Source organism: Glaciihabitans sp. UYNi722 (assembly GCF_040549465.1).
GTDB lineage: Bacteria > Actinomycetota > Actinomycetes > Actinomycetales > Microbacteriaceae > Lacisediminihabitans.
The window spans coordinates 42,477-64,909 of record NZ_JBEPTL010000005.1 but is presented as its reverse complement, the minus strand read 5'-3'; the positions used below and the strand labels follow the sequence as shown (position 1 = coordinate 64,909).

Genomic DNA, 22,433 nt, shown 5'->3' with positions numbered 1-22,433 from the left:
CTCTGCCGCTGCTGCACACGACGAGCGATGGTTTCCACTATCGGCTACCCCTATTCCGCGGATTGGATAGGGGCTTGTTTCGCAGCACACGCGGGCGAAGGCTGAGCCTATGAAATCACGGAAAACACTCGACACCGCCAACCGCTTCGACCCGATCGCCATGGCCCATGATGTGGGGGTGCGAAGCCAGCACGCCTACACCGCGGGTTTCGCATCGATCGTTATCTCGCTCGCCGCATGGTTGCTCTCCCGCGGCAAGAACGACGACAAGGCCCAGTCCGACCGGTGGGGCATCTTCATCGGGCACTGGGCGCCCACCTTCTTCGCAATCGGACTCGCCCTGAAAAAAGAGGAGTAACCGCCAGCCAGCCCGGAGTTGGCATACTGTGACGGTGATTCATATCTCAGAAGTCGCCGTATGAGCACCGCCGCCCAGACCACCTCGTCGATCGACTTGTCGAAGCGAGACCTCACGCTCGACCTGGCTCGAGTCTTCTGCGTACTGCTCGTCGTGGTGGTCCATCTGCTGTTCGTCGGGGTGGGGCGGGATGCCTCCGGGGCACTCGTCGTCTCCCGGCCGATCCTGAACCAGCCGTGGTTCGCCGGGGTCACCTGGATCGGGCAGATCATGCCCCTGTTCTTCGTCGTGGGCGGGTTCGCCAGCCTCACGGCATGGAGGAGCCTGGTCCGCCGCGGAGGCGGCGCATCCGAATACGTGCGCAACAGGGTGCTGCGACTCGCCCAGCCCGCGCTCCCCCTCTTCGTGTTCTACGTCGTGGTGCTCGGCATCGCCACCCTCGTCGGCATCGATCCGAAGTTGCTGCAGACAGTCGCAACGGGCGCCGGCTCACCCCTCTGGTTCCTGGCTGCCTACGGTCTCTGTCAGGCCTTCATGCCGATCATGGCCGGATGGCACGCCCGCGCCCCGAAGGCGACTCTGGTCGCGCTGCTGGCCGGCGGGATCGTCGTCGACGCACTGCGCTATTCGACCGGCATCACCGAGATCGGACTCGCCAACCTGTTCTTCGTCTGGCTGCTCGTGCAGCAGTTCGGGTTCTGGTACGCGGACGGATGGTTCGCTCGCCGGTCGTGGTGGCAGCTGTTGGTGATCGCCGCGGCCAGCTACGCCGTCCTCGTGCCCCTCACCACCATCGGCCCGTATTCGCCCGACATGCTCGTCAACCTCAACCCGCCCACCCTGCCGCTGGTCGCCCTCGCGCTCGGGCAGGCCTGCGTGCTGCGGTTGCTTCGCCCCGTCCTGGCCGGGTTGATGCGCACCGGCGGCGCCAAAGCTGTCGTGTTCGTCGTCGGCAGCCGCCTGATGACTGTGTACCTCTGGCACCTGCCGGTGATCATCCTGCTTTCCGGCGCTGCGCTGCTCATCCCGGGCGCCAGTCCGGCACCGGCCACCCCGGCGTGGTGGTGGAGCAGGCCGATTCTCTACGTGCTGGTGCTGGTCGCAATCTTCGGCCCCTCGTTCATCGTCGGACGGTGGGAGGCGCCTCGAGAGGTCACCGCGACGCCACCCGGGTGGGTGGTCGTTATCGCGGCCGTGCTCAACTTCATCCCGTCGTTCCTGGTGATGGAGTGGTTTCTGAACGTCTGGTTCTCGGCAATCGGCGTCGTGTTGACGGGAGCCGCTGTGACGATGCTCGGGCGCTGGAGGGCCAGGGTCAGCCTGCGGTGAGGGCGAATACGACGCCCGTGTTCGTCGCGCGTTGACATCCGCAGTGGCGTTGACTAGAGTGTAAGCACCTACTTAAATAAGGAGTTGCTTACATGTCGATGGCGACCGACGAGCTCAGCCGCGTCTTCAGTGCGCTCGCAGATCCGACACGGCGCGACATCCTGAGCAGACTGGGCGAAGGGCCGACCACCGTCGGCGACCTGGCCGGCAAGTACTCCATGAGCCGTCCGGCCATCTCCCAACACCTCGCCGTGCTCGACGGTGCGGGTCTCATCACCCGCACCGTCAGCGCGCAGTGGCGTGAGTGCAGTGTCCGGGAAGGCGGCCTCGATGACGCCGCCGAATGGGTGGCGAAGCAGCGAGCCGAGTGGTCGCAGCGCCTCGACTTTCTTGAAGAACACATCCGAGCGAAACGAAAGGAACGATCATGATCGATATGTCCACAGGGTTCACCCTCGTCCGCGAGCTGGATGCCACCCCCGCCGAGTTGTGGCAAGCCTGGACCGACCCCGACGAGGTGGCCATCTGGTGGCATCCGGCCGGTGCGCGCACTCCGCGCGAGTCGGTCTCGATCGACGCGAGGGTCGGCGGGCAATACGTGTACACGATGGTCGACGAGACGAGCGGCAACGAAGTCGTGACCGGAGGCGTATACCGCGAGTTGGTCGAGAACGAGCGGCTCGTCTTCACCTGGGGATACCCCGACGGCGACCCCGAGGACACACCGATCGTCACTGTGACCTTCGAGCCGCTCGGCGAACTCACCCGCATGACCTTCGACCTGCGCGGAGTGACCGGAATGGCGGGGGACGGCTTTTTCTACGACGGCTGGGAGAGCGTACTCGACCAGCTGGCAGGCTTCATCGGGCAGACCGAGGTCGCGGGATGAACCCCTGTGGCGGGAGATGCGTCCGAGGAACCTAACCGGATGCCTCGACGGGCGCCTGGAGTTCGCACGCACGACGGAGGTCGTTCGCATATGCCTGCGGCTGTTCCCAGGCGGCGAAATGTCCGCCGGCCGGGTGCTCGGTCCAGGTCTGCAGGTTCACGGAGCGTTCCACGAACTCGCGTGGGGCGGGTTTGATGTCGGCCGGGAACGCGCTGAAGAAGGTGGGTGTGTTCACATACACCCACACCGTTACCGGGGTTCTGATCGCGAGGCCATCGATGGCCAGGCCTGAGTACTTGCTGCGTTAGGCTCGACTCGGTGAGCCGGGAAGTCTGGTCGGCGCAGTTTTGTGCTGCCGACTTGAAGGAGCTTCTCATGCACGCATCGGACCTCGCCTCCAGCGCCTCGCTGGTGGACCGTCAGACGTCCGCTCTTGCCGCGGCGCGGTTGATTGCAGCCCGGAGTCTGCCAGGGCTTGTCGTGATGGACGATTCTGGCGCACCGGTCGCCGTGGTATCGGCCGTCGACGTTCTCGGGTTGTTGGTTCCTGGATACATCCTCGACGACATGGCCCTCGCGGGTGTCTTCGACGAACAGGGATCGGAGGATGTCTGGTCGCACGCCGCCGATCGCACTATCGGCGAACTCCTCGACGATGATGACGTCCACGTCTATGCTCTGCTCACCGTCGAGGCAAACGCATCCCTTGTGGAGATCGCTGCCCAGATGGCGCATTCGCGCGCACAGATAGCACTGGTGAAGAGCAGGGGTGGTGGCGAGCCGGCCTTCGTCACCCTGCCAGCGGTCATGGACGCCATCCTCCGATTTTGCGGTGACGTGGCCGGGACCGACGTATGAGCGTTCAGATCGTTCTCGCCCTGGTCGTCTTCGTCGCGGCGTACGTCTTCATCGCGACGGAGAAGATCTCGCGCGTCACCGTCGCGCTGGTCGGTGCAGCGCTGATGGTCGTGATTGGCGCAACCGACGATCACGGTATCTTCTTCTCCGAAGACAGCGGCATCGACTGGAACGTCATCTTCCTGCTGCTGGGGATGATGATCATCGTCGGCATCCTCAAACAGAGTGGCGTCTTCGAGTTTCTCGCGATCTGGGCGGCCAAGCGGGCCCGCGGGCGCCCCTTCGTGATCATGGTCATGCTCGTCGTGATCACCGCAGTGCTCTCCGCGTTCCTCGACAACGTCACAACGGTCCTGTTGATCGCCCCGGTCACCCTGCTCATCTGCGAGCGGCTGGCCGCCCCCGCCATCCCATTCCTCATCGCTGAGGTGATGTCGAGCAACATCGGCGGCACCGCGACTCTGATCGGCGATCCGCCGAACATCATCATTGCCAGCCGCGCCGGTCTGACATTCAACGACTTCGTCGTCAACCTCGCACCGCTGATCGCGATTCTGCTCGTCGTATTCATCGGCCTCTGCTGGCTGATGTTTCGCAAATCACTGAAATACAACGCGGAACGGGTTAAGCGCGTCATGGCGCTCAACGAAAGGGAAGCAATCCGCGACGTGCCACTGCTGGTGAAATCGCTGGTGGTCCTCGGCCTTGTCCTGGCCGGTTTCATCCTCCACTCGCTCATTGGACTGGAGCCCGCCATCGTTGCACTTCTCGGGGCCGGGTTGCTCGCACTGGTCACCAGACTGGAGCCGAGGAAGATCTTCGGCGACGTCGAATGGGAAACGCTTCTCTTCTTCGCCGGCCTGTTCATCATGGTCGGCTCACTTGTGAATCTCGGCGTCATCGAAGCACTCGGCACAGCGGCCACCCAGGCAGTGGGCGACAACTACTTCGGCGCCGCCGCCGGGCTGCTGTTCGGCTCTGCGATCTTCTCGGGAATCGTCGACAACATCCCCTTCGTCGCGACTCTCGCGCCCCTGACCAACGACCTGGTGCAGGCGGGCGGAGCAGCCGCCCACCCGCTCTGGTGGGCACTCGCTCTCGGCGCCGACCTCGGAGGCAACGCTACTGCGATCGGCGCCAGCGCCAACGTCGTCGCGATCGGTATCGCCAAGCGCAACGGCCAACCCATATCCTTCTGGACCTTCACCAAATACGGCCTCATAGTGACCGCGGTCACCGTCACGCTCAGCCTGCCCTACCTGTGGCTGCGGTACTTCATGTAATCCCGATCGCGCCCATGTTCGCGGCCGAGAAGTCAGGGGCAGCTCGCACTCGTGACCGGAGCCAACAGGGGAATCGGTTGGGAAACGGCCCGCCAGTTGCTGCAGCAGGGCTATTACGTGTTCCTCGGGAGTCGAAGCATCCCGAACAGTGTTGACGCGATTTCGAGACTGCATGAGTTGGGTTTCGACAACGTCGAGTTGGTTCAACTGGATGCGACCGATCAGGAGTCGGTCGAGGCGGCACGACAAGCTGTAGGCGCCACAACAGGCACCCTGGATGTGCTCATCAACAATGCGGGGATGAGCGGCGGTCGCCCTCAGGGTGCCCTCGAGGCGCCAATTGACACCTATCGAGCAGTTTTCGATCTGAACCTTTTCGGAGTGGTCCGCGTGACCCAGGCATTCGTCGATCTTCTTCGAAATTCCTCCAATCCGCGAATCGTCAATGTCTCGTCGAGCCAAGGCTCTTTGACCCTGGCGACGTACGAGGCATCGCTCTACTACTCGGCGAAAGGGGCCGTCTATCAGCCCTCCAAAGCCGCACTCAACATGTATACGATCGACCTTGCCTACGAACTCCGTGATACCGCGTTTCAGGTCAACGCCGTAGATCCTGGCTTTACCGCGACCGATTTCAATAACTATCGGGGTACGGGTTCGGTCGAGGTTGCAGCCGCACGCATCGCTCGAGTGGTAACGCGCGCGCCCAATGGTTCAACCGGAATGTTCATCAGCGAGGAACACGACCCAGAAGCGGTCGGATTCCCTGGTAGGTCAAAGGTGGCTCAACGACAGCTCGTGCACCGTCGTCGTCCCAGCCGAGCCTCACGGCCGGTGCCGCGTTACCATATCTTCATGCGTAGCGCGTCGGCACAGGGGGCCATGACGGCTGGTGGAGAGCGCGTATTGATTCTGTCCGCCGGGGTGGGATCGGGGCACAACAGCGCGGCAGCGGCAGTGCAGCAGGCATGCGCCGGTCGCCCCGACATCGACGAAGTGCGGGTGCTCGACGTGCTGGACGCGAGCAGCGGGCTGTACCGCGACCTGCTGGGAAAGGGCTACTTCGTTCTGGTCGAAGACTTGCCATGGCTGGTGGACTGGGGTTACGACGTCAGCGACCAGCCATTCCGGCGCCGCGGCCCGATTGATCCATGGACGCGGGCGAACGCGTCTCCCGCCATCAGTGCGATCAAACAGTTCCGGCCAACCGCGATCGTCTGCACCCACTTCCTGCCGGCCCAGTTGTTGGCGTCGCTGATTCTCCGCGGCGCGATCGATGCGAAGACCGCTGTCGTGACGACGGACTACGACTTCCAGGGGCTGTGGCTCACGAGCGCATTCCACGCCCTCTTCGTGGCGAGGGAGGAGGGGAGGGTGCAGCTCATGGCGCTGGGCCTACCGCCCGACCGTGTCGCGGTCACCGGCATCCCGATCGCGCCAGAACCGAAGCAGGCACCAGTACGCGATCGCGAGGGGCTTCCGAAGCTACTGATCTCCGCCGGTGCGTCCGGCGGCGACTACGCCGTCGCGGTCGTGCGTCAGACGCTGCACGTGCGCTCGCCGTTCACCGCCACAATCCTGTGTGGACGAAACGACGCGCTGAGGCAGCGCATTGAGCAGCTCGTTGGGTCGGCCGGAGATCGGTACCGCGTGCTCGGGTTCACGTCGGAGATGCCGAAATTGTTGCGCGAGTCTGACCTGTTCGTCGGCAAGCCCGGCGGGCTCTCAGCATCGGAGTGCATGGCAGCAGGGCTCCCGATGGTGCTGGTGAACCCCATCCCCGGTCAGGAAGTGCGGAACGGGGACTACCTGATGGAGCAAGGGGCTGCCATCCGGTGCAACACCCCCTCCACGATCGGATGGAAGATCGAACAGTTACTGCAGGAGCCGGGCCGCCTACAGCGGATGCAGGCGGCAGCGCAGCGGATTGGCCGCCCCAACGCAGCCGCGGATGTGCTGACCGGGCTGCTTGACGGACCATCCCGCCCCCTAGTCGTAACACGCGGTGCCCAAAAGACGATCCTCGCAACCAGCGAGCAACGTCTCATCGCAAGCGATCTAACGGGGCCAACGTCGCTGGTCCGCCTCGTAGATCCAGCGTCCGAGAGCACGGTTGCCCTGCTGCGTGCCGAGGAGCTCGTCGATCTGCAGAAGCGATATGCCGGCCCTGATGGGAATCTGGTGCTGCGGCATGACGAGACACGTGTGACATTTCGGTGGGAAGCGCGGCGGTTGCTCCGCGGCGTGCTGCGCGACGACGACTCGCTTCCTGTTCGCGTTGAGGGCCTTGCGGCGCATCCCCTCGCCGTCGACGAGGATTCTCCTGACGCTTGACTCGAGCTGCGCTTAGCTGACCTCAGCACCGTCCGTATCGGAGGGCTCGCGGAGCCGTATCGCACCGTCCCAGCTGCTGGGGCTGTGCTGGGCGGCCAGCATTGCCCATTCACCCGGGCGTGGCGTCCAACGCCGTGTCGCCGGATCGCGCTGGAGTGTTGGCCCGGCGTCCAGCGCAACCGTCACGACCGCCTCGGTGTGCGCCTGCAGGGACGCCTTCTGGAAGCCCAGCAGCTGAGCCACCGGCCGGGCGAGCGAAACATCCGCGGCATAGATCTGCACAACGGTTGAGCCCTCGCGGTCACCCGTGTTGGTCACGAGCACCTCCGCGCTGCCACCCGTGTCCTTGAACCGGTGGTCGACCAACCGGTGCTTCATCGTCGTGTAGCCGAGGCCGAACCCGAACGGGAAAGCGGCCGCGTGTCCCTCCGCGTCGAGCAGTCGCTGACCCCACCTGTCGTCGTAGACGACAGACTTCGCCGCGCCGTCGAACGGAGGCAGGTGCGCGAGATCCGTCGGCATAACGAAAGGCAGCCTTCCGCCCGGTTCCGCGCCGCCGGTCAGCACGCTCGCCAGGGCGTGACCGCCCTCCATCCCTCCGTACCAGGCAAGAAGCAGGGCCGGCACCCGCTCTCGCCACGCCTCGGTCAGAATCGCACTACCGCCAATGAGCACGACTACGGTGCGCGGGTTGGCAGCGGCAACCGCGCGAATGAGTTGCACGTCTGAGGGGCGCAGATCGAGCGATCTGCGGTCGCCACCTCGGACGAAGCGCGACGCCAGGTGTGCGAGACCAATGAGCAATGCCCGGAGGGGACCCGAACGGAACGCCCGACCGAGCACGCCCACTTCGACTCCACCTGTGACGACCGATTCGCCCTCGTCGTGCTGGTCCAGCCCGACGACGACGATCGCCGTGTCTGCCGCAGCAGCGACAGCAGCAGCGCGCGCAATCCGACCAGATGCGGTCGTGATCCGCACGCGGGGAAGAGCCTCGCGCAGCCCCTGCAGCGGCGAGACCGTTGAGGGGGGCCGAACGCGCGACGACCCGTGGTCACCGAGGTTGGCCTGTGCAGCCAGCCTGCCAATCACCGCGAGGTGCCGGATGCCGGCATCCAGCGGCAGCAGCGGTACCGCGCCGACGGCCTCATTCTTGAGGAGCACGATCGACTCCGCGGCGACCTGGCGGGCGAGCGACCGGTGCGACGGGGAAGCGATGACGGCGGCGCTCGGCCTCGCGACCTCGTGGGCCGCAGCATGCAGCACAGTGGTGCGCAGGATGCGGCGAGCAGACTGCAGCACCGCCCCGCGATCCACGTCTCCCGAGCGCAGCGCCGCCGGCAAATCGCGGGCGCGCAGCAACCGAAGTGGCATCTCTACGTCCATCCCCGCCTTCAGGCTAGCGACCGCGTCGTGGGTGCCGAACACCCAGTCGCTCGTCACGAACCCCGAGAAACCCCACTCGTGCCGCAGTACATCGGTGAGCAGAGCGCGATTGACGTCCATGTACTCGCCACGAACTCGGTTGTAGGCAGTCATCACGGAGTCGGCACCGGCATCCACCACGGCCTTAAAGTGCGGCAGGTAGACCTCGTGCAGCGCGTGCTCGCCGACCCACACGTCGACTTCGAAACGCTCGTTCTCCATCGAGTTGAGCGCGAAGTGCTTCACGCAGGCCATTACGTGCTCGCGAACTCCGCGGGTCATGGCAACCCCCATCCGGCCGGTGAGCACCGGGTCCTCGCCATAGCATTCCTGCGCCCGACCCCAGGCGGGATGGCGAAGGAGGTTCACGCACACAGAGGCGGAGTAGTTCGCGCCCTGCGCGTTGGTCTCCAGGCCGATCGCCCGGCCGACCTGCTCCTCCAGCGAAGGGTCCCAGGTTGCTGCCCGGGCCATCGTGACAGGGAAGGAGGTAGACGCGCCGATGACAACGCCGCGCGCACCGTCGCTGAACCGGATACCTGGGATGCCGAGACGCGGGACCGCGCCGGCGACGAACGACCGCCGCCCGAGGAGCACCGGGATGAGAACCAGGAGCCGCCTGGGAGAGTCGCCGTCGAGCAGTCCGAGGAGCTCCCGATCGGTCATCCGGGCGATCAGTTGGTCTGCGGCCTCATCAGCGTCGAGCTCGCCCGCCCGAACGGCTCGGACTGCCTCGCCGTACGCGCCGCCCTCCGGTGTCATGCCCTAAATTCTCCACCCTGTTTATGCGCGATCGGGCGCCCGGTAGCGTTGAACCATGCACGATGCTAGCTCCAGTGACTCCACGGGTCTCGACTCCACCACTGATCTAGTCGGGCGCTTCGAGGCCGAACATCGCATCCCGGGCACCATGCGGGCAGACGTGCACCTGCTCGGCGACCTGCTCGGCCGAGTGCTGCGCGAGAGCGGATCCGACGGCCTCTATGACGATGTCGAGAGGCTGCGACTCGCGACGATCCAGGCATACACCGAGGAGACATCCGAAGCCTTCTCGCGCGCTGCGGAGATCGTCGAGAGCTTTACGATCCAACGCGCGGACGAGGTCGCCCGCGCGTTCACTGCGTACTTCCACCTCGTCAACCTGGCCGAGGAGCACCAGCGCGTGCGCGTGCTGAGAGAGCGCGAAGACCAAACCAGGAGCAACGACCCATCCGTCTCGATGGGCAGCGCGTTCGCGCAGCTCAGCAAGGAGATCGGTGCGGATGCGGCAACCGAGCGCCTGCAGGCGATGCGGTTCCATCCGGTGTTCACCGCGCATCCCACCGAGGCGCGACGGCGCGCGGTCTCCAGCAGCATCCGCCGCCTCTCCGAGTTCCTCGGCGAGCACGATCTCTCCCACGGCGGCCCCGATGAGGTGCGCATCGAGCGCAGCCTGCTCGAAGAGGTCGACACCCTGTGGCGCACAGCTCCCCTTCGCCTCGAGAAGCCGACGCCCGTGGATGAGGTGCGCTCGATCATGGCGGTCTTCGACGAGACGCTCTACACGTCGATCCCCGAGGTCTACCAGCGCATCGAGGATGTGCTTCGTGGCGACAAGGCCGGCGACGAGACGCCGGTTGTGCGCTCCTTCATTCGCCTCGGCACCTGGGTGGGCGGGGACCGCGACGGCAACCCGTTCGTCACCGCGTCGGTCACCAAGAAGGCCGCTGCGATCGCGAGCGAGCACGTGCTGATCGGACTCGAACGCACCGCGAGCCGGGTCGGGCGCGGCCTGACCTTCGACTCGGCGACGACCCCACCGACGGATGCGCTGCTCGCGCTATGGCAGAGGCTGCGGTCGGCGGATGACGAGGCAGCCAAGGAGATCGCCAAGCGGTCGCCGAATGAGCCGCACCGGCGCATCCTGCTGCTGATCGCGCGTCGCATTGCGGCAACGCGCACCCGTGACGCGGATCTCGCCTACCGCGATCCGGCGCAGCTGCTCGACGAGCTCGAGATCGTGCAGCAATCCCTCGTGAGCGCCGGCGCCATCCGGCACGCGTACGGCCAGTTGCAGCAGTTCATCTGGCAGGTCGAGACGTTCGGTTTCCACCTCGCCGAGCTCGAAGTGCGGCAGCATTCGGCTGTGCATCGCACGGTTTTGGCCGAAATCGAGTCGGGCGAGCCGCTCAGCGATGTGGCCAAGGAGGCGCTCGATCTGGTACGCGCGATCGCGCAGATCCAGAAACGCTACGGCCCGCGCGCGGCGGGCCGCTACATCGTCTCGTTCAGTCAATCGGCCGACGACCTCGCCGCAGTGCATCGACTGGCCCGCGCCGCGGTCGGCCCGAACGGCGCGCCCCCGGTGCTCGACGTCATCCCGCTGTTCGAGACCTTCGCCGACCTGCAGGCGGCCCCGGGCATCCTCGCGGAGATTATCGAACATCCCGAGTTCGCTGCCCGGCTGGAGGCCACCGGTCGGCGCCTCGAGGTGATGCTCGGCTACTCGGACTCCTCGAAAGATGTCGGCCCGGTCGGAGCGACGCTCGCGCTGTACCAGGCGCAGCGGGAGATCGCCGAATGGGCCCGCGAGAACGACATCACGCTCACGCTGTTCCACGGCCGCGGCGGTGCGCTCGGGCGCGGCGGCGGCCCGGCCAACTCGGCGATCCTCGCGCAGCCGCCGCATTCGGTCGATGGCCGGTTCAAGCTCACCGAACAGGGCGAGGTGATTTTCGCCCGCTACGGCGACCACGACATTGCGATGCGCCACATCGACCAGGTCGCGGCTGCCGTACTGCTCGCCTCCTCCCCGTCCATCGAGAAGAGGAACGAGGATGCCGCGGCCCGGTTCGCCGACGTCGCCGCCACCCTGGACGAGACCTCCCGTGCACGCTTCTTCGAGCTCGTGCATGCACCCGGTTTCGCACCGTGGTTCGCGACGGTCACGCCGATGGAAGAGGTAGGACTCCTCGCCCTTGGTTCACGCCCGGCCCGCCGCGGCCTGTCGGTGTCCTCCCTCGAAGACCTTCGCGCCATCCCCTGGGTGTTCTCGTGGACGCAGGCGCGGATCAACCTCGCAGGGTGGTTCGGGCTGGGAAGCGCGCTGGACGCGGTCGGTGACGAAACACTGCTGACTTCCGCTTATGCGGACTGGCCGCTGTTCCGCACCATGATCGACAACGTCGCCATGGGGCTCGCCAAATCGGATGAACGGATCGCGCGCCACTTCCTCGCCCTGGGCGATCGCGACGATCTTGCGGCGCTCGTGCTCGAGGAGATGGATCTCACACAATCCTGGGTCGTACGCATCGCCGGCGGTGGCGAGCTCCTCGCGAACCGCCCCGTGCTGCAGCGTGCGGTGAAGATGCGCAGCCCGTATGTCGACGCGCTGTCATTGCTTCAGCTTCGCGCGCTGCGTAGTCTGCGCGAGGCGCCCGAGGGCTCTGCTGCAGACCCGGAACTGCAGCGGCTGTTGCTGCTGTCGGTGAGCGGCGTCGCCGCGGGGTTGCAGAACACGGGGTAGGGCGCGGCAGCCTCAGAGGGCGGATTGCGGGGTCTACGACCTCGAGCTGATCCGCAAGATGACAGAACAACGGATTTCGAAGTCCTGACACAACATAGCTTGCATAAAGTGCACTAACTTATAAAGCAAATGCCTCTGGTTTATAAGTTCAGCCACTTTCTATAAGACTCGGACAGTCGACATGCGATCCAGCGATTTCACCAGCACTCGGTTCGGCGCGCTCGCCACCAAGCCGCTCAGCGCCTGGCCGCACGCGTACTTCCTGCCCGCACCCATCCCGCGCGAGCTGGCGCTGGAGCCCGAGACAGTTGCCGCCATGTCGCGCGCTGACTTGGCGCTCGGGCGACTCTCTGGCCTCGCCATGATCATCGATAACCCCGCGTTGCTGCTCGGCCCCGCATTGGCACAGGAGGCGCTGGCGAGCTCGCGAATCGAGGGCACTGAGGCATCCCTGAGCGAAGTCCTGTCGGCTGAGAACGAAGACGTCCCGATCGAGAACGAGAACCTCCGTGAAGTCGCGAACTACCTCCGCGCGATCGAACAGGGAACCCAACTGATCAAGACATGGCCGCTCACATTGCGCTTTTTCTGTGCACTGCACGAGACCTTGCTCACCAACGGGAGTGGCGACGAGAAATCACCGGGTGAAATCCGGCGGTCTCCCGTGTGGATCGGCTCGCCCAACGCCCGCCCTGAGACTGCGCGCTTCATCCCGCCTCATCAAGACGACCTCGGCGAGCTGCTCGCCGATTGGGAGCGCTTCGTCAATGACCCGTCGAGCATACCGACGGTGCTGCGCGGGGCGTTGATGCATTACCAGTTCGAGACCATCCACCCCTTTCTCGATGGCAACGGTCGCATCGGTCGTCTGCTCATCGGCTTCGAACTGATGCATGACCATGTGCTGAGCGCGCCGATCCTCCACATCTCGGGGTACTTCGAAACCAACCGCAACGAGTACTACGACCGCCTCCAAGCGGTCCGCGAGCGCGGCGAGATCGACGAATGGATTCAGTTTTTCGCCGCCGCCGTCGAACACCAGGCGAACGAGAGTGCAGACCGCATCCGCAACCTGCTCGACATCCGTGAGCGCTACCGCGCTCAGGTGCGCGGCGACCGGTCGCAGGTGGCCGACCTCATCGACGTGTTGCTCGAGAACCCGGTCGTCACCGTCAACGCGGTCGTGCGCGCGCTCAGCGTTACCCAGCCGACCGGATCAAACCTGCTACACCGAGCCGAAGGCCTCGGCTGGGTGCGTTCGGCCGGACGCTGGGGACGCGGGGGCAAGGAACGGTGGGTGGCTTCTGAAATTTGGCACGCAGTTACGCGCACGGACTTCGACGATGAGGAAATACGATGACCGTAATCTCTGAGTTCGACCGGGAGAACGCTGCTCTCGACACCCTTGCCGAACCGCTCGGATGGCAGCCAGAGCGCGGCGAGCAGATCGCTCCCGGTAGCGGGAGACGTGGGACGAGCTACTCATCCGCCCAGGTCGCTCGACGCGATCATAGAGAACCACCGCATCCACGAGTACCTCGTCGGCGGCTATCCACTCAGCTACATCGATAGCGACGGCCTTGAGCAGAACCCACGAATCCGGCTGCTCGGCACGCCGGATCAGAACCACTGGATGGTCTATGTCTTAGTTACCCGTTCCGGAACTAAGCTCTCCCGCGGTCGAGGCAGGAATCTGGCGACAAGTCGTACGGGACTCGGCAGGGTCCCATCAGCGAGATTGCGAACGACTGGCCTACCCGCCACCTGAGCAGATGTGCGTCGGAGCATTGCAGACATTCCGATCTAGACCGGAGTTTGACAAAATGCGATTATCGAGAAGGACTCTCTGACCAAGAGGATCCCTGATCAGAATCCACTTTTCTGTAGCGGGAGCGGGACTTGAACCCGCGACACCACGATTATGAGCCGTGTGCTCGGCTCATACGGCTTTTTTCGACCTTTATAAGAGGTTATTCACTTGATTTGGCAGGCGCTATGGACTTTATGCGTCTGAATTGACACGGACTCGCTGAGCTTACGCGACTAAAAAGATGCGCCTCTCAAGTAGGTGACCGCGAGATAATCGGCAATCGCCATTGCCGAGGTCGCAGCGGGTGACGGCGCATTTCTCAGCAGCGTGACCGGCCCGATCTGGTCGACGACGAAATCGTCGAGGAGCGCCCCGTCGGAACCCCAGGCCTGTGCACGCACCCCGGATGCCGTCCGGGCCGAGAGGTCGGACATCCGGAGTTCCGGAATAAACCGGCGCGCATCACGGAAGTAGAGCGACTTGACGAGCGATCCGGCGATCTCCTTCGCTCCCATCCGCCAGTGCTCACGCGCGAGTGCGAACGCGCCGGGCCAGGTGAGCGAGTCCCAGGTGTCCCGCACCGACACGTCCCGCCAGCGATACCCTTCTCGCGACAGCGCCGGAACCGCGTTCGGTCCAACCTGGACGGAGTCGTCGACTCCCCGCGTGAAATGCACCCCGAGGAACGGGAACCTCGGGTCGGGTACCGGATAGATCATTCCCCGGACGAGATCTGTCCGGTCGGGGGCAAGGGTCCAGTATTCGCCGCGGAACGGCAGGATCTTCGGCGACGGTGAGGCCCCGACGAATCGGGCGACGACATCCGACTGCAGACCGGCGCAGACGATGAGGCGGTCAAAGCTGCGATCGGTGCGTGCGGCCGACAACCGCACGCGACCTCCGTCCGTGGCGAGTCCGGTCACCTCGTGGTCGAGCAAAATGGTTCCCCCGTCCCGACGCACGTCGTCCGCCATCGCCTCGGTGATCGCGACGTAGTCCACCGCCGCCGTGTGCGGGGAGTGAAGGCCGGCGACCCCCCGAGCATGCGGTTCGATGTCGCGTACTCCCCCGGCGTCCACCCGCCGAAGGCCCGGCACGCCGTTCGCCGTCGAGCGACGTTCGATCTCGTCGAGTCCGCTGCGCTCGGTGTCTGTCACCGCGATGACGAGCTTGCCCACCTCCCGGTACGGCAGTCCCTTCTCGGCACAGAATTCCCTGGTTGCGATCCGCCCGAGCGTGCACAGCCGCGCCTTCAGCGATCCGGGCGCGTAGTACAGCCCGGCATGAACCACTCCGGAATTGTGCCCGGTCTGGTGCGCGGCGACCCGGTTCTCCTTCTCGAAGACGACGACCTCGCGGCCACCGTCCCTGGCGAGCCTCCTCGCCAGGGCGATCCCGACGATCCCGCCCCCGACTATCGCAACCGACTCGGTGCGGCCCGCGGCGCTCAGAGCGTCTCGGCCGGGTGCGGGAGTTCCTCGAGGAGGCGCCCGTATCCGGGTGTGCTGACGGCGACATCCCACTTCGCTCCGGGCGCGATCAGGTCGCGCCACGGCGCGATCTCGACGTAGATCACGCGAAGGGCGTCCAGGCCGTTGAAGTGTAGGTGCTTTCCGTCCGTCGACACCGCGTCGACGGGTACGGCCACCTCGAAGTTCTTCATCAACGCGGTACGGGCGGTGGTGTCGACGCAGACGTTGGTCTGCAGCCCGGCGATGATGAGCCGGTTCACGTCGAGGTTGCGCAGGATGCTGTCGAGCTCGGTGCCGTAGAACGCGTCCCAGCGCAGCTTCTTGATGACGATGTCGCCCTCGTGCGGGGCGACGGCGTCCATGATCTCCGACGACCAGTCGCTGTCGTCGGTGAGGGGATCGAAATCGGCGGCGACGGCCTCGCGGAGCGCGCGCATGCTCGGCGTCGCGTCGGCGCCGTCCGCGCGGCTGACGGCACGGGTGTAGATGACGGGGAGACCCTGTTCGCGAGCTTCGGCGAGCAGGGCGGCACACTCGGCGACCGTCTCATCCATGCGGTAGATGGCTGGCCAGCCATAGCGGTCACGCGACTCCTGCTGGAGGTACATGTTCTGCACGTCGACCATGATCACGGCTGTGCGAGCGGGCATATCGATTCCTGTCGTCAAGTGGCGGTGAGTGAACGGATGCCGGGGCCGGATGAGGGGCGACGAGGTCCGTTTTCCAGTAGCATGCTAATAGTACCGAACAGCATGCTATCGGTCGACACCACCGTGCCTGCGAGGAATCTAGGAGTAAAACGTGGCCAGTTCAGACTTCGATGCGAGCGATCTCAACCTCTTCGTGCGTAAGTGGGTGGTGCAGGTCGAGGAGGTCCTCGCCGATGGTGAACGGGTCACCGAGCGCCCGATCAAGCGCGTCGTCGTCGCCGCGATCGTGAAGAACCCGTACGCCGGACGCTGGTCCGACGATCTCGAGGAACTGATCGAAGCCGGCGAGGTGCTCGGTCGCGTCTTCACCACTCGAGCCCAGGAACTCCTCGACGGGAACCTGCAGGCCTACGGCAAGGGCGGCATCGTCGGGGAGCGCGGGGAGATCGAACACATCGCAGCGCTTCTCCACCCCAAGTTCGGCCAGCCGACCCGCGACATCGCCAAAGGCGTCTCGATCCTTCCGAGCGTCAAGAAGCACGGCGCACAGGGCGCATCGCTCGACATCCCGATCCATCACAAGGACGCCATGATGATCCGCTCGCACTTCGACGCGATCGAATTCCGCGTCGGCGATTCCCCTCGCTCCGACGAGATCCTCGTCGCGCTCGCCGCCTCCAACGGCCCGCGGCCGCACCACCGGGTCGGCGGGCTCTCCGCCGAGGATGCCGCCGGGGTCGACGGCCTCCGCTGAGCCCGGTCCCGCCCCCAACCCGAAGGACGTACGTCATGATCACACTCATCCACGGCGCTTCCCACATCATCGGCGGCAGGCTGGACAACCCGGTTCTCGACGGTGACTCGGTCCTCATCGAAGACGGAGTCACCTCGAAGGTCGGCTTCTGGTCCGAGCTGGATTCCGAGAACGTCGACACGACCATCGACGTGAAGGGGGCGGTCATCTCCCCGGGGCTCATCGACCCGCACACCCATCCGGTGCTCGGTGATTTCACCCCGAGGCAAAACACCCTCGGGTGGATCTCGTCACATCTGAACGGTGGAGTGACGACCCTCATCTCGGCGGGCGAGACTCACTGGCCGGGGCGGCAGCGCACTCCGATCGGGGCGAAGTCGATAGCCATGGCCGCGGCCCAGAGTTCGCTCGACCTGCGTCCCGGCGGAGCGAAACTGCATGGTGGAGCGCTGCTGATCGAACCCGGAATCACTTCGAGCGACTTCGACGAGATGGTCGAGGCGGGAGTGCACCTGGTCGGGGAGGTCGGGCTCGGCTCGAGCATCGACCCCGAGAAGATCCGCGGCCCCATCGAGAAAGCACGGTCGCGCGGATGGGTCATCCCCATGCACGTCGGCGGAGCATCCGTCCCCGGGTCCCACGTGGTCGGAAGCGATCTCGTACTTGCGCTCAAGCCGGACGTCATCTGCCACGCGAACGGCGGACCGACCGCCAGGCCGTTCGAGGAAATCCTCGAGTGCATCCTCCAGACGGAGGCGGCGATCGAGGTCGTGCAGGCCGGCAACACGCTCGCGCTCGTGAAGATCGTCGAATACCTCAACCAGAACGGGCTGCTCGCCCGCCTGCAGTTCGGCACCGACAGCCCGTCGGGCACCGGTATCCTCCCGCTCGGGATACTGCGCACCATCGCGTACGCCACCGCTTTCGGCGGCGTCGACCCGGCCAGCGCGCTGTGCTGCGCGACCGGCGAGGTCGCGGCGCGGTACCACCTCGATGTCGGAGTGATCGAGGCCGGCCGTGCGGCCGACCTCGTGATCCTCGACGTGCCGAAAGGTGGACAGGGCACGACGGCGCTCGACTCGTTCGCGCGCGGGGACATCCCGTCGGTCGCAATGGTGCTGGTTGACGGCGAGATCCTCGTGCACCCGAGCCGCGTGACCCCTCCACCGGCGAACGCACCGCAGATCAGCGGCTGACTGCAGACACCGAGCAGATACCGACTCGGGGTCGCGCCGAACCGGCGGCTACCCCGGGTCGCGCTGGTTTATGCCGGCAGTCGCGACGCGAGCAGCTCGGCGAGGTGTAGTCCACTCGCTCCCGCGAGTTGGTCCGCCTGCGTGCGGCAGGAGAAGCCGTCGGCGAGGAAGATCGAATCGGGGCCGGCGCTGCGCAGGGCAGGCAGCAGTGAATGCTCGGCGACGGCGACCGACGTCTCGTAGTGGCCTTTCTCCATCCCGAAGTTGCCTGCGAGACCGCAGCAACCGGCGAGCTCGGTCAATTCGGCACCGAGGCCGGTGAGCAGCTTCTGGTCGACGGTGAATCCCATCACGGCGTGCTGGTGGCAGTGCGGCTGCACCACGATCTCCACACCGTCGAGACGGGGCGGCGCCCAGTCGATCGGGCCGATGGTCGGCGACGCCAGGAACTCGGCGAGCGTGTAGACGTTGGCCGACACTGCTTTCACCCGGGCGTCGTCGGGGAGCAGTTCCTTCACATCCGAGCGGAGCACGGCCGTGCACGACGGCTCGAGACCCACGATCGGGATGCCGGCCTCTGTGAAGGGGGCGAACTCGTTGATGAGGTTCTCGAGCGCACGGCGGGCACCCGAGAGCTGACCGGTGGTGATCCAGGTCAGCCCGCAGCACACCGCCCGGTCGGGGATCACGACGTCGAATCCCGCGGATTCCAGCACGGCGATGGCGGAGGTCGCGATACTCGGGCTGAAGTTGTCGGAGAACGAGTCGACCCAGAGCATGACCTTGCGGCGCGACGGCGAGACGGCCGGGACACGACGGCGGTACCGGGAGAAGGACTTCCGTGCGAACGGTGGGATCGATCGGTGGGTGTCCATCCCCCCTGCCGAGAGGACGGCCTTCTGGATCGGGCGGATGGACAGCATCGCATTGACCACCGGGGCGAAGGGGGACGCGAGCCGCGCCCACCGCGGGAGCCAGCCCAACAGGTAGTGGGTGACCGGCCGGAGCCTACCGCGGTAACTCTGGAACAGCACTTCGCTCTTGTACGCCGCCATGTCGACGCCGGCCGGGCAGTCGCTCGCGCACGCCTTGCAGCTGAGGCAGAGGTCGAGGGCGTCCCTGACCTCTGTCGACCGGAAGTCGCGATCGATGAGCGAACCGTTCGCCATCTCCTGCAGCACGCGGGCCCGACCCCTCGTCGAGTCCTTCTCGTCGGAGGATGCGATGAAGGAGGGACACATGAATCCTCCGTCCGCCGAGGAGTCCGCCCGGCATTTGCCGACACCGACACAGCGATGGACGGCCTTCGTGAAGTCGCCGTCGTCGTGCGCGAAGGCGAAGCCGTCGCTGCTCAACAGCGGAAGGGCGGCTGGGCGGCGGAGGTCGAGGTCGAGCGGCGCGGGGTGGACGACGACTCCCGGATTCATGATGTCACGGGGGTCGAAGAGGTCCTTGAACTGCCCGAACGCGCGGATGACCTCTGGCGGGTACATGAGGGACAGCAGTTCGCTCCGCGCGCGACCGTCGCCGTGTTCGCCCGAGAGCGAACCGTTGTGTCGTACCGTCAGCCGCGACGCATCCTCGGTGAACGCGCGCAACGCGGCGCCATCACGCTCGAGGGGGATGTCGAGGCGCACGTGCAGGCATCCGTCGCCGAAATGCCCGTAGGTCATCCCGTCGATGCCGTGGTCGACGAGAAGGGACTCGAATTCACGGAGGTACGCGCCGAGGTTCTCGGGTGGCACCGCCGCGTCCTCGAACCCCGGCCACGCCTGCGCGCCCGCCGCGGTTCGGCCGGCGATGCCCGCCCCGTCCTCCCGCATCCGCCAGATCTCGCGGGTCTGTGCGCCTGCCGGGACCACCCGGTGGGAGATCGCATCGGCGTCGGCGGCCATCAGGGCAGCCTGCTGTTCGACGGCACGACGGTCCGAGCCGTGGAGCTCGACGAGCAGCCAGCCGGCCCCTTTCGGCATCTCGACCGCTCCCCCCTCACCGTTGCTCGCCCGCACCGCGTCGACCAACCGCGAATCGAGGCCCTCGATCGCGCCCGGCCGGTAAGTGAGCACCGCGGGGACGGCATCGGCCGCCGCGTACATGCTGGTGAAACCGAGTACGACAAGGACCGGATCGGCGGGGATCTCCACGAGGTCGATCTCGGCCTCCAGCACGATCCCGAGGGAGCCCTCGGTTCCGACGAGTGCCCGCGCGAGATTCCTGCCGTGCTCGGGCAGCAGGTGCTCGAGGGAGTAGCCGGACACCTGGCGACCGAACCTGCCGAGCCTGGTGCGGATGATTCCGAGATTCTCCGAGGCGAATCGCTGCAGACCCGGTACGACATCGAGGTTCTGGCCGGCCGTGATCCGTCTGCCGAGCCCGTCGACGAAGTCAAGCTCCAACACGTTGTCGGCCGTCTTGCCGAACAGGAGGGAGTGCGATCCGCAGGCGTTGTTGCCGATCATCCCGCCGATGGTGACTCGCGACCAGGTGGAGGGATCGGGCCCGAACCGCAGGTTGTCTCCGGCGGTCGCCTTCTGAAGCTGGCCCAGCACCACGCCCGGTTGCACCCGTGCCGTGCGACGCTCGACGTCGATGTCGAGGATCCGGTTGAGGTGACGCGAGAAGTCGATGACGATGCCCGGCCCGATGGCGTTGCCGACCACCGAGGTCCCTCCCCCGCGGGAGGTGATCGGAGTCGACGTCGCCCTCGCGACCTCGGCTGTCGCCAGCACCTCGTCGATATGACGCGGGAAGACGACGACCTCGGGCACGACGCGATAGTTGGATCCGTCGCTCGAGTATTCGGCCCGCCGCCTCGAACCGGAGTCGACAGCCTCGACGCCGCCGGCCCTGAGCAGTTCGGCCAGGTCGGCGGTGTCCGTCGGGTTCACCGCGGTCAGCCGTCGAGGGGAGAGTTCGCCCAACTCTGCAGGGTCTGCCCTCCATCGATGAGGTGCGCGGCGCCGGTGATGTGTGCGGCGTCGTCCGAGGCGAGGAACGTGATGACGGCCGCGACGTCGCGCGGCTGCCCGATTCGGCCGAGCGGGATACGGGCTGCCCGCTGCTCGGCGGTGAGCATGACCATGCCGGGGATCTTCTGCGGGATGCCGAGAGGCGTCTCGATGACGCCCGGCGCGACGGTGTTCACCCGGATGCCGTGCCGGCCCATGTCGAAGGCCGCGACGCGGGTAAGGGACAGGATCGCCCCCTTGCTCGCCGCGTACGCCGCTCCACCGTCGTGGACATCCCACAGCGCATGTGAAGAGGACATCGTGACGACATTGCCCTTCGTACCGTTCGCGACCATGTTCGCAAGGCTCGCCCGCAGCGTGAGGAAGGTGCTTCGGAGATTGGTGTCGAGCACCCGGTCCCAGTCGGCGATCGGCATCTCGTGGATGAAGCTGCGCGGAGCCGCCATCCCCGCGATGAGAGCGGCGACGTCGAGCGGACCGTAGATCTCCTGGGCGCGGGACACCGCGATCTCGGCCCCCTCGTCGGTGGTCAGGTCGGTCGCGAACGCCGTTGCGTCTCCGCCGAGGTCGCGAAGGCGCTGAGCAGCGGCTTCGACGGTGACGGGGTCGAGGTCGACCATCACGACCCGCGCACCCTCCGATGCGAAGCGCTCGGCGGTCGCCGAACCGATGGCCCCACCGGCACCGGTGACGAAGACGACCTTGCCGTCGAAGCGTGTTGGGTCGGCCATGATCAGTTCACCCCGGATTCCGAGGAGGGCGATCCGTACGAGCGCCACGAGTACTGGGGCGTGAACGACAGGTAGTCCTTGGCCGCCGCGTTGGAGAGCAGCGAAACGAACTCTGGAAGATCGCGCGTGAGCGGGACATCGGGGAAATGGGTGGAGACCAGCTCAGACGTCTCGATCAGGCTGAAACTGTCGTCGGCCGCCACGAAGAAGATGCTGTGACCGACGTTCTCCCGCTCGAATACGGCGGCGACCGAGGACGCAGCGTCGCGGGTGTCGAGATAGCTCCAGAAGAGCTTCACGTCCTTGCCGGATTCGACGGTCGCCGGCATCTCGTTCACGAACGACTCCGGGCTGTGGAGAGCCGGGAAGCGCAGGCTGACCGCGGCGAGAGAGCCGCCGGAGCGCAGCACCGCAGCCGTGATGATCTGTTCACCGACCACCTTCGACACCCCATAGGAATCCTGCGGGACGCTCACGATGCCCTCATCGAGAGGAAGGTACGCGGGAGTGATCGGCTGCACGTAGAAGGGATAACCGATGGCGCTGATCGACGACACGTAGGCGATGATCGACACACCGGCGGCCAGAGCGCCGTCGACGACGGACCAGGTGATGGACGTGTTCGTCGTGAACACGTCGTAGCCGGTGTGGTCGCCGGCGCGCGGGTAACCCGCCATGTGCACGACTCCCTCGCACCCCTCGAGCGCCGCCCGGGTGGCATCCGGGTCCTGGAGGTCGACGACGATGCCACTGCCGTCGCGCGCGGCGACCCGGTCGAGCCCGCGCACCTCATGGCCGGCATCCTTCAGCCGCGAGGCGACCTGGGACCCGAGGAAGCCCGACGCCCCGGTTACTGCGATGATCACGGTT

At 65.9% G+C, this 22,433-nt stretch carries 18 protein-coding genes and 1 pseudogene; 12 read left to right on the top strand and 7 right to left on the bottom strand.

Features of this window, described 5'->3' with window-relative positions:
- Nucleotides 1-109 precede the first annotated feature (109 nt).
- The 4 genes from ABIB56_RS05060 (at nt 110) to ABIB56_RS05045 (ending at nt 2,576) form a co-directional block, all read left to right on the top strand.
- Complete coding sequence (locus ABIB56_RS05060; protein ID WP_354567913.1) at nt 110-358, top strand: hypothetical protein; 249 nt, start codon at nt 110-112, stop codon at nt 356-358.
- Nucleotides 359-418: 60 nt separating this feature from the next.
- Complete coding sequence (locus ABIB56_RS05055; RefSeq protein WP_354567911.1) at nt 419-1,687, top strand: acyltransferase family protein; 1,269 nt, start codon at nt 419-421, stop codon at nt 1,685-1,687.
- 92 nt (nt 1,688-1,779) lie between these two features.
- Entirely contained in the window at nt 1,780-2,118 is a 339-nt protein-coding gene (locus ABIB56_RS05050) for an ArsR/SmtB family transcription factor (protein ID WP_354567909.1), read from the top strand.
- Nucleotides 2,115-2,576 (top strand): SRPBCC family protein, encoded by a 462-nt coding sequence (locus ABIB56_RS05045; RefSeq protein WP_354567908.1) that lies wholly within the window; start codon nt 2,115-2,117, stop codon nt 2,574-2,576. The genes ABIB56_RS05050 and ABIB56_RS05045 overlap by 4 nt, the downstream gene beginning before the upstream one ends.
- Before the next feature lie 31 nt (nt 2,577-2,607).
- Here ABIB56_RS05045 and ABIB56_RS05040 read toward each other — a convergent pair whose 3' ends face one another.
- A complete protein-coding gene (locus tag ABIB56_RS05040) occupies nt 2,608-2,811 on the bottom strand; it encodes a hypothetical protein (RefSeq protein ID WP_354567907.1) in 204 nt (67 codons plus the stop codon).
- Between the two features lie 140 nt (nt 2,812-2,951).
- On the opposite strand from ABIB56_RS05040, the gene ABIB56_RS05035 reads away from it, so the two are divergent.
- The 4 genes and pseudogenes from ABIB56_RS05035 to ABIB56_RS18480 all read left to right on the top strand — a co-directional run bounded on the left by ABIB56_RS05035 (nt 2,952) and on the right by ABIB56_RS18480 (nt 7,051).
- Nucleotides 2,952-3,434 carry a CBS domain-containing protein gene (locus ABIB56_RS05035; RefSeq protein ID WP_354567906.1) on the top strand — a complete coding sequence of 161 codons (483 nt, stop codon included), beginning with the start codon at nt 2,952-2,954 and terminating at the stop codon, nt 3,432-3,434.
- Nucleotides 3,431-4,717 carry an ArsB/NhaD family transporter gene (locus ABIB56_RS05030; RefSeq protein WP_354567904.1) on the top strand — a complete coding sequence of 429 codons (1,287 nt, stop codon included), beginning with the start codon at nt 3,431-3,433 and terminating at the stop codon, nt 4,715-4,717. The genes ABIB56_RS05035 and ABIB56_RS05030 overlap by 4 nt, the downstream gene beginning before the upstream one ends.
- Nucleotides 4,718-4,768: 51 nt before the next feature.
- Nucleotides 4,769-5,350: pseudogene (locus ABIB56_RS18485) on the top strand (SDR family NAD(P)-dependent oxidoreductase); the annotation flags it as partial.
- Between the two features lie 222 nt (nt 5,351-5,572).
- Nucleotides 5,573-7,051, top strand: a complete 1,479-nt coding sequence (locus ABIB56_RS18480; protein ID WP_502917561.1) for an MGDG synthase family glycosyltransferase — start codon at nt 5,573-5,575, stop codon at nt 7,049-7,051.
- Nucleotides 7,052-7,063: 12 nt separating this feature from the next.
- Here ABIB56_RS18480 and ABIB56_RS05020 read toward each other — a convergent pair whose 3' ends face one another.
- The gene (locus ABIB56_RS05020; protein WP_354567901.1) at nt 7,064-9,238 is read right to left on the bottom strand and encodes a glycoside hydrolase family 3 protein; all 2,175 of its coding nucleotides are present in this window, start codon (nt 9,236-9,238) and stop codon (nt 7,064-7,066) included.
- A 55-nt stretch (nt 9,239-9,293) separates the two neighbouring features.
- Here ABIB56_RS05020 and ABIB56_RS05015 point away from each other — a divergent pair, with 55 nt between their 5' ends.
- Both ABIB56_RS05015 and ABIB56_RS05010 read left to right on the top strand, forming a co-directional pair.
- Nucleotides 9,294-11,981, top strand: a complete 2,688-nt coding sequence (locus ABIB56_RS05015) for a phosphoenolpyruvate carboxylase (protein ID WP_354567899.1) — start codon at nt 9,294-9,296, stop codon at nt 11,979-11,981.
- A gap of 181 nt (nt 11,982-12,162) precedes the next feature.
- Nucleotides 12,163-13,341, top strand: a complete 1,179-nt coding sequence (locus tag ABIB56_RS05010) for a Fic family protein (protein WP_354567898.1) — start codon at nt 12,163-12,165, stop codon at nt 13,339-13,341.
- A gap of 683 nt (nt 13,342-14,024) precedes the next feature.
- Here ABIB56_RS05010 and lhgD read toward each other — a convergent pair.
- Both lhgD and ABIB56_RS05000 read right to left on the bottom strand, forming a co-directional pair.
- A complete protein-coding gene (lhgD, locus tag ABIB56_RS05005; RefSeq protein ID WP_354567897.1) occupies nt 14,025-15,314 on the bottom strand; it encodes an L-2-hydroxyglutarate dehydrogenase in 1,290 nt (429 codons plus the stop codon).
- Nucleotides 15,239-15,913 (bottom strand): cysteine hydrolase family protein, encoded by a 675-nt coding sequence (locus tag ABIB56_RS05000; protein ID WP_354567896.1) that lies wholly within the window; start codon nt 15,911-15,913, stop codon nt 15,239-15,241. Before ABIB56_RS05000 ends, lhgD begins: the two co-directional genes overlap by 76 nt.
- 151 nt (nt 15,914-16,064) lie before the next feature.
- Between ABIB56_RS05000 and ABIB56_RS04995 the strand changes: the two genes are divergently transcribed.
- Complete coding sequence (locus tag ABIB56_RS04995; RefSeq protein WP_354567895.1) at nt 16,065-16,667, top strand: amino acid synthesis family protein; 603 nt, start codon at nt 16,065-16,067, stop codon at nt 16,665-16,667.
- 35 nt (nt 16,668-16,702) lie between these two features.
- On the top strand, nt 16,703-17,863 hold the full coding sequence (locus tag ABIB56_RS04990; protein WP_354567894.1) for an amidohydrolase family protein: 1,161 nt from the start codon (nt 16,703-16,705) through the stop codon (nt 17,861-17,863).
- 68 nt (nt 17,864-17,931) lie between these two features.
- Here the strand turns inward: ABIB56_RS04990 and ABIB56_RS04985 are convergent, their stop codons facing one another.
- Genes ABIB56_RS04985 through ABIB56_RS04975 form a run of 3 tightly spaced genes read right to left on the bottom strand, consistent with a single transcriptional unit; the run spans nt 17,932 to nt 22,429 of the window.
- On the bottom strand, nt 17,932-20,784 hold the full coding sequence (locus tag ABIB56_RS04985; RefSeq protein WP_502917556.1) for an FAD-binding and (Fe-S)-binding domain-containing protein: 2,853 nt from the start codon (nt 20,782-20,784) through the stop codon (nt 17,932-17,934).
- Nucleotides 20,757-21,563, bottom strand: a complete 807-nt coding sequence (locus ABIB56_RS04980; protein ID WP_354567892.1) for an SDR family NAD(P)-dependent oxidoreductase — start codon at nt 21,561-21,563, stop codon at nt 20,757-20,759. Before ABIB56_RS04980 ends, ABIB56_RS04985 begins: the two co-directional genes overlap by 28 nt.
- Nucleotides 21,564-21,565: 2 nt before the next feature.
- On the bottom strand, nt 21,566-22,429 hold the full coding sequence (locus ABIB56_RS04975) for an NAD-dependent epimerase/dehydratase family protein (protein WP_354567891.1): 864 nt from the start codon (nt 22,427-22,429) through the stop codon (nt 21,566-21,568).
- Nucleotides 22,430-22,433 lie beyond the last annotated feature (4 nt).